Here is a 16125-nt window from a genome sequence, read left to right on the forward strand (position 1 = left end):
AATCAGCCAGCGCCAGACGTTCCAATCAATTCGGTTGTCGGGCGAATAAAGCGCTCAACGACGCCCTTCGGCCAGCATGCGCAGTGCCAGGCCCGCCAGCACGGTGCCCATCAACCAGCGCTGAACCTGCTGCCACAGCGGCCGCCCGGCGAGGAACACGGCGATCGAGCCGGCCATCACCGCGATCAATGCGTTCACCGTGACGCTGATGGCGATCTGCATGCAGCCCAGCACCAGCGACTGGCTCAGCACGCTGCCGTGGCCCGGTTCGATGAACTGCGGCATCAGCGACAGGTACATCACCGCGATCTTGGGGTTGAGCAGGCTGGTCAGCAAGCCCATGCCGAACAGCCGGCGCGGGCTGTCCGCCGGCAGGTCGCGGACCTGAAACGGCGAACGACCGCCCGGGCGCAGGGCCTGCCATGCCAGGTACAGCAGGTACAGCGCGCCGCCGATGCGCAAGGCGTCGTAGGCGAACGGCACGGCCATCACCAGGGCGGTGATGCCCAGTGCCGCGCAGAGCATGTAGATGACGAAGCCCAGGGCCACGCCCCCCAGCGAGATCAGCCCGGCCATGCGCCCCTGGCAGATGGAGCGGGAGATCAGGTAGATCATGTTCGGGCCGGGGGTGAGGACCATGCCCAGGCAGATCAGGGCGAAGGCCAGGAGGTTCGTGATGTCGGGCATGGGGCACAATCCTTGTGGGGGTGGGAGGCACGAAGTGTATCCGCACATGACCCCGCCTTGAAACGTGTTCCCGAGCCCGGTAACCTCTGCGCGCTGCTGTAAGTCCAGCGGCCGGGTTTGGTCACCCGCGAACATCAAGGCGCACAAGCGCCGCATAGCGATTCAGTTGGCGCTTTTTTGTGCCCGGCTGTCTCGTGTTATGGCGGCTGTGCGTGGGGCGCCTCCGTGCGCGCCGGTTTCCTTGATTCCCGGTTGACCAACCCGCGCACAGTCGCCACCCATTCGTTTGGTCACGTCGAGTGGCGGCTCTATTGAATCAAGGAGCGACACAATGACAAAAGCCTTACCCGATCCTCCGTCCCGCGCCACCACGGCCCCTTCCAGCTTCGGCAACTGCGAATGCAGTCACCCTTCCCTGTTCGCCGTGCGCGAAGGTGTCGACCTCGAGGATGCGCTGGTGCATCTCTCCACTCTGCTCAAGGGCGCATTCGCGACCAATCTAAAGGCTATGGAGCTGGCGAACGGCACCTGCCGCGATCTGTTGTTGGGCAATGACCATGGGCTGGATACCGCCAAGGCGGTGGTCGAGGCATTGCTCGATGGGCTGGAGATGCAGCAGGCGGCAAAGGCGCGGATGCGCACCGCCTGACACCCCGCACTGTAGGAGCCGGCTTTGCCGGCGAAAGGGCCGGCACATCCAGCACAAGAATCAGGCACTGTGCGGTGAAGGTGGGACCTGTTCGCCGGCAAAGCCGGCTCCTACAGGGACCGGCATGGGGGCACAATCCGTGGGGCACGAAGTGTATCGGCACATGGCCCCACCTTGAAACGTGTTCCTGAACGGCGCATTTTTTGTACCCGCTCGTTTCGTTCAATGGCGGCGATCGAGCGCCGTGCGGGTGGCGCTCAATCCCATGCAGAACCTCAGTGGCCCTGCGGCTCGTCCTGCTCCTCGCGCCGATGCGCCCACTGGTACAGCGCCGGCAACACCAGCAAGGTCAGCGCCGTCGACGACAGGATGCCGCCGATCACCACCGTCGCCAGCGGCCGCTGCACCTCGGCGCCGGTGCCGCTGGCCAGGGCCATGGGGATGAAGCCCAGCGAGGCTACCAGCGCCGTCATCAGCACCGGCCGCAGGCGGGTCAGCGCGCCCTCCTCGACCGCCGCGCGCAGGCCGCGCCCTTCTTCACGCAGGTTGCGGATGAAGGCGATCATCACCAGGCCGTTGAGCACCGCCACCCCCGACAGCGCGATGAAGCCCACGCCCGCCGAGATCGACAACGGAATGTCCCGCAGCCACAGCGCCAGCACCCCACCGGTCAGGGCGAAGGGAATGCCGGTGAACACCAGCAGGCCATCCTTGAGGTTGTTGAACATCATCAGCAGCAGCGCCATCACCAGCAGCAGCGACACCGGCACCACCACCCGCAGGCGCTCGGCCGCCGATTGCAGCTGTTCGAACTGGCCGCCCCAGCGGGTCCAGTAGCCCGGCGGGATCTGCACCTGGTCGATCAAGGCCTGCGACGCTTCCTCGACGAACGAGCCCAGGTCACGCCCGCGCACGTTGGCGCTGACCACCACCACACGCTTGCCGTCCTCGCGGCTGACCTGGTTGGGGCCCAGCTGCAGGTTCAGCGTGGCCACCTGCGACAGCGGGATGAAGCCGATCTGCGCGGCGCCGTTGGCGGCGCTGGCCGGCACCGGAATCAGCAGGCTGGACAAGCCGTCGACATCGGTACGCAAGGTCTCCGACAGGCGCACCACCATGTCGAAGCGGCGGTCGCCTTCATACAGGGTGCCCGCCGTGCGTCCGCCAACGGCAATGGCGATGGCGTCCTGCACGTCGCCGACGTTCAGGCCATGGCGGGCGGCCTTGTCGCGGTCGATGTCGATGGTCAGCACCGGCAGGCCGGTGGTCTGCTCGACCTTCACCTCCGAAGCGCCCGGCACACTCTGCAGGCGCGTGGCGATCTGCGCGGCGGTACGGTTGAGCACGTCCATGTCGTCGCCGAACACCTTCACCGCGACATCGCTGCGCACCCCGGAAATCAACTCGTTGAAACGCAGCTGGATCGGCTGCGACAGCTCGTAGTTGCTGCCCGGCACGCTGGCCGCGGCGCGCTGCACTTCGGCGATCAGCGCCTCGCGCGGCTTGCTCGGGTCCTGCCACTGGTCGCGGGGCTTGAGCATCACATAGGCGTCGGAGATGTTCGGCGGCATCGGGTCGGAGGCGATCTCGGCGGTGCCGGTGCGGGCGAACACCCGCTCCACTTCCGGTACCTGCCGGATGATGGTTTTCTCCAGGCGCTGCTGCATTTCCACCGACTGCGACAGGCTGGTGCCCGGCACGCGCAGGGCCTGCAGGGCGAAGTCGCCCTCGCTGAGGCTGGGGATGAACTCGCTGCCCATGCGGCTGGCCAGCACGCCCGACAGCAGCACCAGGGTGGCGGCGCCGGCGAAGGCCAGGTTGCGCCGCGCCAGCACCCAGTCGAGCACCGGCGCGTAGCGGCGGCGGGCGGTGCGCATGACCACGCCCTCTTCCTCTTTCACCTTGCCGGTGACGAACAGCGCGAGCGCCGCCGGCACGAAGGTCACCGAGAGGATCATCGCCCCCAGCAGCGCCATTACCACGGTGAAGGCCATGGGGTGGAACATCTTGCCCTCGACACCGGTCAGGGCAAAGATCGGCAGGTACACCACCATGATGATCAACTGCCCGTAGATCAGCGGCCGACGTGCCTCGCGGGCAGCGGCGAACACTTCGTGGAAGCGCTCGGAACGGGTCAGCATGCGGCCGTGGTGCTGCTGGGCATGGGCCAGGCGGCGGATGGCGTTCTCGACGATCACCACCGCGCCGTCGACGATGATGCCGAAGTCCAGCGCCCCGAGGCTCATCAGGTTGGCGCTGACCTTGTTGCTGAACATGCCGGTGAAGGTGAACAGCATCGACAGCGGGATGACCATGGCGGTGATCAGCGCCGCGCGGATGTTGCCCAGGAACAGGAACAGCACGGCGATGACCAGGATCGCGCCTTCGATGAGGTTCTTCTTCACCGTGGCGATGGCTTTTTCCACCAGGTTGGTGCGGTCATACACGGTGATCGCCACCACGCCCTTGGGCAGGCTGCGGTTGATCTCCTCGAGCTTGGCCGCCACGGCCTGGGACACCGTGCGGCTGTTCTCGCCGATCAGCATGAACACGGTGCCCAGCACCACTTCGCGGCCGTTCTCGGTGGCCGCGCCCGAGCGCAGCTCCTGGCCCAGGCCGACCTGGGCCACATGGCTGACGCGGATCGGCGCGCCGTCGACGCTGGAAATGACGATGTTGGCGATGTCCTCGGCCGAAGCCACCTGGCCCGGGGCGCGGATCAGCAGCTGCTCGCCGTTGCGCTCGATGTAGCCGGCGCCGACGTTGGCGTTGTTGCGCTCCAGCGCGGCGATCAGGTCGTTGAGGGTGAGCTTGTAGGCCGCCAGGCGCTTGGGGTCGGGGGCGACCAGGTACTGCTTGGCGTGGCCACCGATGCTGTTGACCTCGGCGACGCCCGGCACGTTGCGCAGCTGCGGCTTGATGATCCAGTCCTGGATCACCCGCAGGTCGGTGGCGGTATAAGGCGTGCCGTCGTCCTTCAGCGCCCCCTCCTTGGCCTCGACCGTCCACAGGAAGATCTCGCCAAGGCCGGTGGAGATCGGCCCCATGGCCGCCTCGATACCCTCGGGCAACTGCTCGCGCGCCACCTGCAGGCGCTCGTTGACCAGTTGCCGGGCGAAGAAGATGTCGGTGCCGTCATCGAAGATCACCGTCACCTGCGACAGCCCCGAACGCGACAGCGAGCGGGTCTGCTTGAGGCCCGGCAGGCCGGCCATGGCGGTCTCGATGGCGAAGGTGATGCGTTGCTCGGTTTCCAGCGGTGAATAGCCGGGCGCGGCGGTGTTGATCTGCACCTGCACGTTGGTGATGTCGGGCACGGCGTCGATGGGCAGCTTCTGGTAGCTGTGGATGCCCACGGCGGCCATCAGCACCACGGCGAGCATCACCACCAGGCGCTGCTCGATGGCGAATTGGATCAGGCGTTCGAACATGTCAGGCGTTCCCGGTCAGTGGCTGTGCGCGGCCGAGCCTTTGCCCAGCTCGGACTTGAGGACGAAGCTGCCGGCGGCAGCCACCACGGTGCCGGCGGCCAGCCCCTCGCGGATCTCCACCTGGCCGTTGTCGCGGCGCCCGGGCTTGACCGGGCGGGCCTCGAAGCCTTCGTCGTTGCGCACGAACACCACGGTCTGCTCCTCCCAGGTCTGCAAGGCGCTTTCCGGCACCACCACGGCGGCGTCGAAGCGCTCGACGGTGACCGCGATATTGACGAACAGCCCCGGGCGCCAGGCGCCGTTGGGGTTGGCCAGGGTGGCGCGCACGGTGGCGGCGCGGTTCTGCTCACCGAGCAGGCTGCCGACGTAGTTGACCTTGCCCTCGACCTGGGCGCCGAGGTCCGGCGCGCTGACGGTGACGCCACGGCCGCTGACCACCTTGTCCAGGTCACGCGGGGCGACGGCGAAGGTGGCCCAGACCCGGCTCAGGTCGGACAGGGTGAAGGCGTTGCTGGTCTCGTCCACCACCTCGCCCACGGTCAGGTGCTTCTCCACCACCACCGCATCGAACGGTGCGCGCAGTTCATAGCGGTTGCCCTTGCCGGCCGGGGCCACGGCGGCGACCTTCTGCCCGGCGTTGGCGGCGGCGATCTCGGCCTCCTGCAAGGCCTGGCGGGCTTGCAGGTAGTCCTGCTCGGCGCTGATGCGCTCCTGCCACAGCTGCTTTTCGCGTTCGAAGGTCAGCCGTGCCAGTTCCAGGCGGCGCTGGGCGGCCTGCTGCTCGCTGCGCAGCTCGGAGATCTGCTGGCTGGCGATCACCGCCAGCACCTGGCCGCGCTTGACCGCCTGGCCCAGCTCGGCGTGCACCGACTCGACCACGCCTGGCACCCGGGGCACCACGTGGGCGGTGCGGTCCTCGTCGAAGCGGATCTCGCCGGGGAAGCTGATGGCGGTGCCCAGGGTCTGTGGGCCGGCGGTGCTCAGTTGCACGCCGGCGGCCTGGATCTGCTCGGCGCTGAGGTGCAGCTTGCCCTCCTCCTCGCCGTGATTTTCGCCCTCGCCTTGCGAGGCGCCATGGCCATGGCCATCGTCCTGTTCTTCGGCATGGCCGTGGTCGTCTTGCTGGGCCTGGCCGCTGGAGGCCTGGCCGAGGGTGCCGGTCCAGGCCAGGCCACCCAGGCCGAGGGCGGCAATGGCGGCGGCGAGGATGGCGAGTTTGCGTGGGTTGGTCATTGTTGTTCCTGCTGGGAAGGGTCGTCAGTCGAATCGCCGGGGCCGCTGCGCGGCCCTTTCGCCGGCAAGCCGGCTCCTACGGAGCCGGCAAGCCGGCGGCGAACGAATGCATCACCGGCCTACCGCCAGATCGCCGTAAATCCGCTCCACCTGCGCCCGCGCATCGGTGGCCGAAGCCAGTGCGTCCAGATACAGCCCCCGCGCTTCGATCAGCGTGCGCTGCGCATCGAGCACATCGAGGAAGGCGAACTTGCCCATCTCGAAGCCACGGGTAGCGGTATCCACCGCCTGCTGGGCGGCCGGCAGGATGGTGCGGTCGTAGGCCTGTACCTCGCCCATGGCCGTGGCCCACTGTTCCAGGGCGCTGCGGGTATCGCTGCGCAGGCGCAGTTCCACGGCGTTGCGCAGGTCGCGGGCCTGGTCGGCGCGGCGCGCGGCGGCCAGCACATTGCCCTGGTTGCGGTCGAACAACGGCAGCGGCATCGACAGCCCCACCACATTGACCCGCTCGCGGTCCTCGCGGCTGTACTGGCTGCCGACGCTGACAGTCAGGTTGGGAATGCGCTGGGCCTTCTCCGAACCCAGGCTCGCGTCGCCGCGCTCGATCTGCGCCGCGGCCAGGCGCCAGTCGGCGGTCTGCTCGACCTTGGCCAGCAGTGGCTCAGGTCTGGGCGCCGGCCCCGGTGAAAGGGTCGTGGCATCGAGCCGGTCGAAGCTTGTCTGCGCGCTGCCGGTCAGGCGTGCCAGCGATTGCCAGGCGACGCCGCGTTCGGTCTGCGCACGACGCACCGCGGCCTGGGCCTGGGCCAGTTGCACCTGGGCACGGGTGGCCTCCACCGGCGAGGACTGGCCCGCCTTGACCCTCCCCTCCACCACCCGCAGGCCACGCTCGGTCAGCGCCTGCGACTGCTGCGCCAGTTCCAGCGCGGTCTGTGCGCGCAGGGCGGCGTGGAAGGCCTGGATCACGTCAGCGCGCAGGCCGTTGCGCTGGCGCTCCAGCTCCAGCCGGGCGAGCGCCTGGCCGGCCTCGGCGACATCGATGCGCGCGCCGCGCTTGCCGCCCAGTTCCAGGACCTGGCTGAGGGTGACGGTGGTGGTGCTGGTGTCGCGGCGGGTGTCCTCGACCTCCCAGGACAGTTCAGGGTTGGGGATCAGCCCGGCCTGGCGGCGCTCGCCCTCGGCGATGCCGACTTCGCGGCCGACGGCGGCCAGGTCCGGGTTGCGGGCGTAGGCGGCGTCGAGCGCCTGTTCCAGGCTCAAGCCCTGGGCACCGGCGGGGCCGGCCAGGAACAGGCAGAGCAAGGCGATCTTGCGGGGGATGGGCACGGCGTGGGTCCTCGTCGACAAAGCGGCGGAATGCTTTGGCGTGGGACTCTAGGGAGGGGTGGTTATCGGGGCGGTGGCGGGAAAATTACAATTCTGTAATCAAGGTACCCTCCCCTGTAGGAGCCAGCCTTGCTGGCGAACCGGGCCGACACCGAACCACCGTGTCGACTCGGTTCGCCAGCAAGGCTGGCTCCTACAGGGACCGCGTGCAGGCGTTCGATAATCGCCCGTTTTATGGATCAGCTTATTTGACGAAACTAACCAGGTAGTACATATATCAAGGCATCCAAAAACAACAAAGCGATGCCCGCCATGACACCCCGAATCCTCGTGCTCAACGGCCCCAACCTGAACCTGTTGGGCACCCGCGAACCCGCCCAGTACGGTCGCGAAACCCTCGCCGACCTGGCCAACCTGTGCGCCGCCAGCGCCCACGAGCTGGGCCTGGAACTGGAGTTCCGCCAGACCAACCACGAAGGCGAACTGATCGACTGGATCCACGCCGCCCGTGGCCGCTGCCACGGCATCCTGATCAACCCCGCCGCCTGGACCCACACCTCGGTGGCCATCCGCGATGCGCTGGTGGCCAGCGAGTTGCCGGTGATCGAGGTGCACCTGTCCAACGTGCACAAGCGCGAGCCCTTTCGCCACCTGTCGTTCGTCTCCAGCATCGCCGTCGGCGTGATCTGTGGCCTCGGCAGCCAAGGCTACGCCATGGCCCTCGGCTATTTCAGCGGGCTGTTCAAGGAGCAGGCGGCATGAGCGCGCCCGGCATTCTCGCCGGCCTGATCGGCCGTGGCATCCAGGCCTCGCGCACGCCCGCGTTGCACGAGGCGGAAGGCGACGCCCAGGCGCTGCGCTACCTCTACCGGCTGATCGACGCCGACCAGCTGGGGGTGGACGACAGTGCCCTGCCCCAGCTGCTCGACGCCGCCCAGCGAACCGGCTTCACCGGGCTTAACGTCACGTTCCCGTTCAAGCAGGCGATCCTGCCGTTGCTCGATGAACTGTCGGAGGAGGCCCGAGGCATCGGCGCGGTCAATACCGTGGTGCTGCGCGACGGTCGACGGATTGGCCACAACACCGACTGCCTGGGCTTTGCCGAAGGCTTGCGGCGTGGCCTGCCAAATGTCGAGCGGCGCCAGGTGGTGCAACTGGGCGCAGGTGGCGCAGGTTCGGCGGTGGCCCATGCCCTGCTTGCTGAAGGCGTCGAGCGGCTGGTGTTGTTCGAGGTGGACGCGGCACGTGGCCAGGCCCTGGTGGCTAACCTGGCGCAGCGTTTTGGTGCCGGGCGCGCGGTGCTCGGCCAGGACCTGGCGAGCGCGATGGCCGAAGCCGATGGATTGGTCAACACCACCCCGGTGGGCATGGCCAAGCTGCCGGGCATGCCATTGCCCGCCGAGCTGTTGCAGGCACGCCTGTGGGTGGCGGAAATCATCTACTTCCCGCTGGAAACCGAACTGCTGCGCCAGGCCCGGGCACTGGGTTGCCGCACCCTGGATGGCGGCACCATGGCGGTGTTCCAGGCCGTCAAGGCGTTCGAGCTGTTCAGCGGTCGCCCGGCCGATGCCGGGCGCATGCAGGCGCATTTCGCCAGCCTGGGCTGAACATGGTTTGGGTTCAACGCGGCCCCTGTAGGAGCGGCCTTCAGCCGCGAAAGGGCTGCGAAGCAGCCCCAGAATTTCAGCTTCAGCAAAGATCGTCGGGGCCGCTCCGCGGCCCTTTCGCGGCTCAAGGCCGCTCCTACAGCTACCGCAACGGGTAGATCGACCCGCCGCGCTTCTTCTTGCGCTTAAACAGGCTTAACAGCTTGCGATTCAACGCGACCCCTGTAGGAGCGGCCTTCAGCCGCGAAAGGGCTGCGAAGCAGCCCCAGGATTCCAGCTTCAGCAAAGATCGCCGGGGCCGCTCCGCGGCCCTTTCGCGGCTCAAGGCCGCTCCTACAGCTACCGCAACGGGTAGATCGACCCGCCGCGCTTCTTCTTGCGCTTAAACAGGCTTAACAGCTTGCGAATGAGGCTCATGGCTTTTCTCCTGATAAAGGCCGAGTTCGTCACTGATCAATTGAGCGAGTTGCTGGTTGCCGAGGTCGTTGAAGTGGACGCGGTCCACGAACAGCGTTTCCTCGAAGACGGGGCTGGACTTGAGCATCGCGTTCATGTCCAGGCAGGGAATGCCGTCGGCGCTGGCCTGGATGTGCTGGAAGAACGGTGCATGCACCTCCTTGCCGAGCACGCCGCTGAACAGGCGGTAGAAGTTGTTCGGGCAGCTGTCGATGGCATGGAACACCGCTTCTTCTTCAGCGGTCAGGCGCTCCCGGCACCAATGCGCCAGCGGCTGCAGGACGAAGCTCAGGCTGGCGCCATGGCCGGCCAGCAGCAACCGCCATTGCTTGAGCGCATCGGTGATCGCCAGGGCTGCCCGCTCCAGGCGCTCGTCGAGCGAGACACCTTCATCGGTGATCACCTCATCCGCCGGATTCTCGTCGAACAGGGCACTCTTCCAGCGCTTGAGCAGCGATTCGCCACCGGTGCCGCCGAAGGTGTTCTTCTTGCGCTTCATGTCCTCGTTGAACTTGTTCATGTAGTGCTGGAATTCGAACGAGTAGTAGTAGCGCCCATGGTCGCTGGCGAAGGCGTCGGGAATACCCTCCAGGGCCAGGGTGTTGATGCCGCTGAACACCACCACGTGGCCCACTTCGCCGATGCGCTTCTGCTGCATCAGGTACATCAGCAGCTCTTGCGTGGCGTTATAGCCGCGCCCGGCGAAATTCAGCCACACCTCGCCGGTGATCGCACTCAGGTACGAAGCCACCGTGGCGCCGTCGTGGGTCGAGCCCACGCCCAATGCGGTGGAGCCGCCCACCAGCAGGTTGACCTTGCCCGCCAGCGGGCGCTCGGCCACCGAATGGCGCTTGCCGTCGAACTCGGTATAGCGAAAGCCCAGGGCATCGGTGTTGATGGTCGGCGAGCGGAACATTTTTTCGTGAAAGTACATGGTGTACGGCACCCAGCGCGCGCCGATGTGCATGAAGCGGTCGTAGTCGCGGATCTGCGGGGTCCAGCGGTACACCTCCTGCACCGCCTCGTGGTGGCTCAGTACAGGCTTGTCAGTCGAGTGCATATTGGCTTCTCCAGTCGGCCACTTCGTGCCAGTGCGGCTGCTCGGCCTTGACCAGCAGGTAGTCGCCGAGCACCAGGCAATCCATTTCGGTGCGCATGAAACAGCGGTAGGCGTCTTCCGGGCTCTCGACGATGGGTTCGCCGCGCACGTTGAACGAGGTGTTGATCAGCACCGGGCAGCCGGTGAGGTCGGCAAAGCTGGCCAGCAGGTCGCGGAACAACGGGTTGTGGCGCCCGTCCACCGTCTGCACCCGGGCCGAACAGTCGACGTGGGTGACCGCCGGGATCTGCGAACGCACCAGTTGCAGTTTTTCGATGCCGCTGTAGCCGCGCTCGTCCAGCCCTGCCATGCGCTTTTGCGCGTGCACCGGGGCGACGATCAGCATGTAGGGCGACGGCGTGTCCAGCTCGAACCACTGCCCGGCCTGCTCGGCCAGCACCGCCGGGGCGAACGGGCGGAACGACTCGCGGTTCTTGATCTTCAGGTTCATCACGCTCTGCATCGTCGCCGAACGCGGGTTGCCGAGGATCGAGCGCGCGCCCAGCGAGCGCGGGCCGAACTCCATGCGCCCCTGGAACCAGCCCACCACCTTGTCCTCGGCCAGGTGCGCGGCGGTGGCGGCAAGCAACGCGGCACGGTCGAGCTTCTGGTACGGCGCGCCGTGGTGGTTGAGGGTGCGCTCGATCTGCGAGCTGTCGTAGGCATTGCCCAGGTAGGCGCCCTGCATGGCGTCGTCCACGCCGTTGGCCTGGCGCGCCGCCTGGCTGGTCTGGTAATGGCAATGCAGCGCCGCGCCCAACGAGCCGCCCGAGTCACCCGAGGCCGGCTGGACGAACAAGCCCTTGAACAACCCCGAGCGCAGCAGTTTGCCGTTGGCGACGCAGTTGAGCGCCACGCCACCGGCCAGGCACAGGTAGTCGGCCTGGGTCTGTGCCTTGATCCGCCGCGCCAGGGCCAGCATGACGCGCTCGGTGACCACCTGGATCGACGCCGCCAGGTCCATCTCGCGCTGGCCGATGGGGCTCTCCGGCTCACGGGCCGGCGCGCCGAACAGGGTCTCGAACGCGGTGCTGATCATCCGCTCGCCGACCTCGTAGTCGAAGTACTTGCGGTTGAGGCTGAAGCTGCCGTCCTCCTCGAGGGTGATCAAGTGCTCGAGGATGGTGTCGACGAAGCGCGGCTCGCCATAGGGCGCCAGCCCCATCAGCTTGTACTCGCCGGAGTCGACCTTGAAGCCGCAGTAGTAGGTGAACGCCGAATAAAGCAGGCCCAGCGAGTGCGGGAAGCGCACTTCGAACAGCGGCTCGAGCTGGTTGCCCTTGCCCTGCCAGGCCGTGGTGGTCGACCACTCGCCGACCCCGTCCACACACAGTACGGCGGCCTCTTGATAAGGCGACGGGTAGAACGCCGACGCGGCATGGCTCAGGTGGTGCTGGCTGATGAAGATCGCCGGCAGCGGCTGGTCCGGGAACAGCCCCTGCAACTCGGTATTGATGATGCCCTTGATGTCCCGGCGCGCGGCAAAGCGGGTGTACTGCTGGGCGAAGGCCAGCGCGCCACGGGGGAAGTTGCGCTTGTAGGTGGTGCAGATGCGCTCGAACTTCACCTCCGGGTCTTCGTAGTAGGCCAGCCAGGCGACATCGGCCAGGCTGATGCCGGCCTGCTCCAGGCAGGCGCGCAGGGCATGGCGGGGGAACCCGCGGTCCTGCTTGATCCGGGAAAAGCGCTCTTCCTGCAAGGCGCAGACGATCTGCCCGTCCTTGATCAGGGTGACCGCGCTGTCGTGGTAGAAGGCCGATAGCCCGAGGATGTAAGTCATGCGAACTCCCGTGTCAGGGTCAGTACCGCGATGGCCAGGAACAGCACCGGTGGCACGTAGTCGAACCACGAGCTGCGCTGGATGAACGCCCGCAGGTTATGCGCCGCCAGGCCCACGGTCATGTTCACCAGGATGCCGCCGATGTTGAACACCAGGCCGTAGATCAGGAAGTACAGCCAGGCCGGCTGGGCGTCGGCCGGCACGAACTGCGGCAGCAGGCTGACGAAGAACAGGCCGATCTTGGGGTTGGACAGGTTGATCAGCACGCCCTTGCCAAAGGCGAAGCGCGCGGGTGGCGACGTACCTTCACCACTGGCGCTGGCGCCGGCCGCGCTGCGCCGTGGCCAGCAGGTGTAGGCCAGGTACAGCAGGTACAGGGCGCCGGCCACCTGGACGATGCGGTACAGCAACGGCACTTCCTTGAAGATCAGCATCAGGCCGAACGCCGCCAGCAGCACGTAGAAGAACACCCCGAACTCGACCCCGGCGGCGGCCTTGAGCCCCGTGCGCACGCCGTGGCGCAGCGACTGGTTCATCACGTACAGCATGGCCGGGCCGGGCGAGGCGTTGATGATCAGGACTGCCAGCAGAAAGGAGAGAAAGCCGTACGTCATGGCGCACCTCGTCGTTGAGTGAATGTGTGGCGAATGCTGTGCAGGCGGTCCTTGACCCACTGCAACGGCGACCCCGAGGGAGGGCTCAGGGCGCGGTAACCCACCCAGATCCGCTCCCAGTGCCGCGCCTGCTCCTGCTCGCCACCGCGCTGCAGGGCATCGTCCAGGTGCTGGCGGATCGCCTCGATGGCCCAGGCGGTGTGGCCGCTGACCACGTTGTCGATGGTGTTGTGCAGGTCGGTGAACAGCGCGCTGAAACCGTAGTGGCGCAGGACGTCGGCGGAGCGCCGGTACTCGCCGCCCACGCCCGACAGCTCCATGGCCAGGTTCAAGCCCAGGGTTTCCGGTTGATAGCGCTGCGGGAACAGCGAGATGGCCAGCCAGAACACCGGCACCCGCAGGTCGTCGTCCTCGAAATGGCGCGCGGTGGCGAAGCCCGGCTCGACGAAACTGCCCACGTCCTGGCCCATGCTCGCCAGCAGTTGCTGGTAGATGTTGCCGTGGTGCAGCGCGCTGTCGCCCTGCCCCAGTTCGTCGATCAGCGTGCGGTAGAGCAAGGCGCCGATCGGTGTGGTGACACTGGCCGGGGCCACCACCTGGCGCAGCCAGGCGCCGTCGATCAAGGTCAGGGGGGCCAGGCTCAAGGCATCGGCGACGATGTCCTCGCGGGTCTCCTCGGGGGCGCCGACCAAGGGGCGATAGCTCTGCACCTGCCGCGCATGCTGCGCCTCCAGCCATTGCGCCAGGGCTTCGTGGCTGTATGGGCTGAACGGCAGGCCTTCGCGGCGCAGGCCCAGCCGGTGCCGTGCCAGCCAGGCATCGGCAAAGGCCCGGGCCGCTGGCAAGGCGTCGGGCGCCTGGTCGATCTGCAGGAACAAGGGATACAAGGCCCGCAGCGACAGGTGCCGGTACTTTTTCAAGGCAAGCCGGTTGGCCTGGGCCAATGCCTGCTCGCACAAGGTCACGGCCACAGGCGTGGGCGGGGTGCCCTCGGCGTTTGCCGTCGGGCGCTCGGTGGTGGGTGCCAGCGTCGAGACCCAGCGCTCGACCACCGCGATATCGTCGCCGGAGAACACCCCGAACATGCTGCCCGTGGGTTTGCCGATGATGTTCAGCAGCGCGCTGCGCGCCGGCTGGCCCGGCCGGACATAGCGCGAATCGGCCAGTGCCTTGACCGTGGCGTGGGGGCAGAACGTCTCCGGCGCCAGCCAATGGTCGATGGGCTCGCCCGCCAGTTGCCCGCGCTGATGGTAACCACACCCATGGCGCCCCAGCCTGTCGATGAGCGCCACCATGGCGGCGTGCTCATTGAAGCGCTGCGGGTCGGCCAGCACCTGGGCCAAGTGCCGCTCGTGGGTTTCGATCATCGCCAGTGCACAGCGATACCCCGCGCCGACCCGGGCGCTATCGGCCACCGATGCCCGCTGCAGGAAGAGATCGAGCGCGGACACGGCCATGCCGTGGTAGGCCGTTGCCTGCGGCTGCCCGAACAGCGCCGTGTCGCCCTCGCGCAAGGCATTGAGCTGGTCGACGTAGTCGCACAGGGCCAGGTTGACGCCCAGCGTCTCGGCATGGAACGCCCGCGGGAAGCAGGCCAGGGCCAGCAGGAACACCGGCAGCTCGAATGCCGCGTCTTCGATGGCGGGATCGTCGCAGAAACGGTGGCTGAACACCTCGGCCACGGCCATGCCCACACGGTGCGCCGCCTGGTCGAACAGCCGGCTCTGGCTACGCTGCGGATAACCACCACCGACCATCAGCGCATGGATCTTGAGCAACTGGCCGCTGTCCGCTCGCCAGGCGTGGGCGATGGAGGTGACACCATCGAGCCAGCCCCCCATCACTTTGAACAAGGGCGCGTGCTGGAAATAGAAGTGACGTTTGCGCGCGCTATCGGGGATCAGCGCGGGATAGTCGGCCCGCAGGCGCTCGTGAAGCGCTCGCGATGGCTGGTCGATTGCGACCGCTTGCAGCGTGCTCGCGTCGCGATACGCCGCGAAGCGTTGTGTCACCTGCGTCCAGACCAGCTCCAGCAAGCCATGCCGCTCTTCCTGGTTGACCAGTCTGAAGAACCATTGCCGGGCGTTCAGTCGCACCTGCCCGAGTGCTGTCGGCGTGATCGCCAGAAAGCTGGGTGCGGTGAACGCAGGCACCTCCTGCGCCAGGTTGGCCATTGCGCCAGCCCCTCCTCTTCATGATGGTCTGAGGACAGACCTCACCCAGGCCAGGCCGGGCCGCGCGAGGTTATCGCGTAGGCTGGCGGCCGAAGACCTGCGTGAAGAGTGCATCGTCCTTGATGCGAAGCATCTTCCTGATACGAGGGAATATGCTTATAACGTTTTGCGAGGGGGATTTTGCGCAGTGGTCATGAAAATGTAAAACGGGCCGCATTGGCGACAAGCATGAGCCTCGCTAATGCTGCAGTGCCGCCAGGTCAGGCCTTGATGTAGCGCATCACCGCGTCACCGATCATCTGCTTGTGCCGCAGCTTGATCTGCTCGTCGGCCAGGTCGATCTGGAAGATATCGCCGAAGGTGTGGCGGTTGGACACCCGGTAGAAGCAGAACGAGCTCATCAGCATGTGCAGGTCGATCACCTCGATGCCCGGGCGGAACACGCCCTCCGCCACGCCGCGTTGCAGGGTGCGGCCCAGCGACTCCAGCACCAGGCTGCTCATCTCGCGGATCACCGGCGACTGCTTGACGTACTCGCCGTAGTGAATGTTCTCGGTGCAGACGATGCGCACGAAATCGACGTTGTGGTCGTGGTGGTCGAAGGTGAACTCCACCAGGCGGCGGATCGCCTGTTCGGCGGGCAGCGACTCGAGGTCCAGGCGCTGTTCGGTCTTGCGGATATCACCGTAGAGCTTGACCAGGCACTCGACGTACAGCTGCTCCTTGCTGCCGAAGTAGTAGTAGATCATGCGCTTGGAGGTGGCGGTGCGCTCGGCGATGGCGTCGACCCGGGCGCCGGCCAGGCCCTGCTGGACGAACTCGGTGATGGCGGCCTGGAGGATGTTCTCGCGGGTCTTCTCCGGGTTGTTCTTGCGCGTCTTGCGCGCCCCTTCGACTTCAGGCTTGGCTACCGAATCACGCATACCGACTCACAGGCTCGTTAGAGGAATCCGGGGGATTATCCGTGAGCCGGGCGGTGCAGGGAAGCGTGCTGTAAGGCCCCGTCCCTGTAGGAGCCAGCCTTGCTGGCGAACCGGGGCTGACGCCACCCCTGAATCCGTGCCTCACA

The 16125-nt window shown here is 66.8% G+C and carries 12 protein-coding genes; 3 read left to right on the forward strand and 9 right to left on the reverse strand.

Annotation, left to right across the window (positions count from 1 at the left end):
- Window positions 1–54: 54 nt before the first annotated feature.
- The gene (locus tag P5705_RS19180; protein ID WP_277462541.1) at window positions 55–687 is read right to left on the reverse strand and encodes a LysE family translocator; all 633 of its coding nucleotides are present in this window, start codon (window positions 685–687) and stop codon (window positions 55–57) included.
- Window positions 688–1102: 415 nt separating this feature from the next.
- On the opposite strand from P5705_RS19180, the gene P5705_RS19185 reads away from it, so the two are divergent.
- Window positions 1103–1336, forward strand: a complete 234-nt coding sequence (locus tag P5705_RS19185; RefSeq protein ID WP_346780512.1) for a hypothetical protein — start codon at window positions 1103–1105, stop codon at window positions 1334–1336.
- A 275-nt stretch (window positions 1337–1611) separates the two neighbouring features.
- Here P5705_RS19185 and P5705_RS19190 read toward each other — a convergent pair whose 3' ends face one another.
- The 3 genes from P5705_RS19190 to P5705_RS19200 all read right to left on the reverse strand — a co-directional run bounded on the left by P5705_RS19190 (window position 1612) and on the right by P5705_RS19200 (window position 7326).
- Window positions 1612–4767: an efflux RND transporter permease subunit gene (locus P5705_RS19190; protein ID WP_277462544.1), complete on the reverse strand. Its 3156-nt coding sequence runs from the start codon at window positions 4765–4767 to the stop codon at window positions 1612–1614.
- A gap of 15 nt (window positions 4768–4782) precedes the next feature.
- Window positions 4783–6000 carry an efflux RND transporter periplasmic adaptor subunit gene (locus tag P5705_RS19195; protein ID WP_277462545.1) on the reverse strand — a complete coding sequence of 406 codons (1218 nt, stop codon included), beginning with the start codon at window positions 5998–6000 and terminating at the stop codon, window positions 4783–4785.
- Between the two features lie 111 nt (window positions 6001–6111).
- Window positions 6112–7326, reverse strand: a complete 1215-nt coding sequence (locus P5705_RS19200; protein ID WP_277462546.1) for a TolC family protein — start codon at window positions 7324–7326, stop codon at window positions 6112–6114.
- A 312-nt stretch (window positions 7327–7638) separates the two neighbouring features.
- On the opposite strand from P5705_RS19200, the gene aroQ reads away from it, so the two are divergent.
- Window positions 7639–8088, forward strand: a complete 450-nt coding sequence (aroQ, locus tag P5705_RS19205; protein WP_277462547.1) for a type II 3-dehydroquinate dehydratase — start codon at window positions 7639–7641, stop codon at window positions 8086–8088.
- Window positions 8085–8933 carry a shikimate dehydrogenase gene (locus P5705_RS19210; protein ID WP_277462548.1) on the forward strand — a complete coding sequence of 283 codons (849 nt, stop codon included), beginning with the start codon at window positions 8085–8087 and terminating at the stop codon, window positions 8931–8933. The genes aroQ and P5705_RS19210 overlap by 4 nt, the downstream gene beginning before the upstream one ends.
- 382 nt (window positions 8934–9315) lie before the next feature.
- Here P5705_RS19210 and P5705_RS19215 read toward each other — a convergent pair whose 3' ends face one another.
- The 5 genes from P5705_RS19215 to P5705_RS19235 form a co-directional block, all read right to left on the reverse strand.
- Window positions 9316–10449, reverse strand: coding sequence for an SGNH/GDSL hydrolase family protein (locus P5705_RS19215; protein WP_277462549.1), 1134 nt, complete (start codon window positions 10447–10449; stop codon window positions 9316–9318).
- Complete coding sequence (locus tag P5705_RS19220; protein ID WP_277462550.1) at window positions 10436–12268, reverse strand: carbamoyltransferase family protein; 1833 nt, start codon at window positions 12266–12268, stop codon at window positions 10436–10438. Before P5705_RS19220 ends, P5705_RS19215 begins: the two co-directional genes overlap by 14 nt.
- The gene (locus P5705_RS19225) at window positions 12265–12882 is read right to left on the reverse strand and encodes a LysE family translocator (RefSeq protein ID WP_277462551.1); all 618 of its coding nucleotides are present in this window, start codon (window positions 12880–12882) and stop codon (window positions 12265–12267) included. The genes P5705_RS19220 and P5705_RS19225 overlap by 4 nt, the downstream gene beginning before the upstream one ends.
- Window positions 12879–15056 (reverse strand): iron-containing redox enzyme family protein, encoded by a 2178-nt coding sequence (locus tag P5705_RS19230; RefSeq protein WP_277462552.1) that lies wholly within the window; start codon window positions 15054–15056, stop codon window positions 12879–12881. The genes P5705_RS19225 and P5705_RS19230 overlap by 4 nt, the downstream gene beginning before the upstream one ends.
- A gap of 260 nt (window positions 15057–15316) precedes the next feature.
- Window positions 15317–15979, reverse strand: a complete 663-nt coding sequence (locus tag P5705_RS19235; RefSeq protein ID WP_277462553.1) for a TetR/AcrR family transcriptional regulator — start codon at window positions 15977–15979, stop codon at window positions 15317–15319.
- Window positions 15980–16125 lie beyond the last annotated feature (146 nt).

This window comes from Pseudomonas entomophila (assembly GCF_029478665.1).
In the GTDB taxonomy this organism is placed as follows: domain Bacteria; phylum Pseudomonadota; class Gammaproteobacteria; order Pseudomonadales; family Pseudomonadaceae; genus Aquipseudomonas; species Aquipseudomonas entomophila_F.

What these genes read in the sequence shown, in the direction of transcription:
- P5705_RS19215 (WP_277462549.1), bottom strand. Translation starts at nt 10,449, where the DNA reads ATGCACTCGACTGACAAGCCTGTACTGAGCCACCACGAGGCGGTGCAG.
- P5705_RS19210 (WP_277462548.1), top strand. Translation starts at nt 8,085, where the DNA reads ATGAGCGCGCCCGGCATTCTCGCCGGCCTGATCGGCCGTGGCATCCAG.
- P5705_RS19235 (WP_277462553.1), bottom strand. Translation starts at nt 15,979, where the DNA reads ATGCGTGATTCGGTAGCCAAGCCTGAAGTCGAAGGGGCGCGCAAGACG.
- P5705_RS19180 (WP_277462541.1), bottom strand. Translation starts at nt 687, where the DNA reads ATGCCCGACATCACGAACCTCCTGGCCTTCGCCCTGATCTGCCTGGGC.
- P5705_RS19190 (WP_277462544.1), bottom strand. Translation starts at nt 4,767, where the DNA reads ATGTTCGAACGCCTGATCCAATTCGCCATCGAGCAGCGCCTGGTGGTG.
- P5705_RS19220 (WP_277462550.1), bottom strand. Translation starts at nt 12,268, where the DNA reads ATGACTTACATCCTCGGGCTATCGGCCTTCTACCACGACAGCGCGGTC.
- P5705_RS19230 (WP_277462552.1), bottom strand. Translation starts at nt 15,056, where the DNA reads ATGGCCAACCTGGCGCAGGAGGTGCCTGCGTTCACCGCACCCAGCTTT.
- aroQ (WP_277462547.1), top strand. Translation starts at nt 7,639, where the DNA reads ATGACACCCCGAATCCTCGTGCTCAACGGCCCCAACCTGAACCTGTTG.
- P5705_RS19195 (WP_277462545.1), bottom strand. Translation starts at nt 6,000, where the DNA reads ATGACCAACCCACGCAAACTCGCCATCCTCGCCGCCGCCATTGCCGCC.
- P5705_RS19225 (WP_277462551.1), bottom strand. Translation starts at nt 12,882, where the DNA reads ATGACGTACGGCTTTCTCTCCTTTCTGCTGGCAGTCCTGATCATCAAC.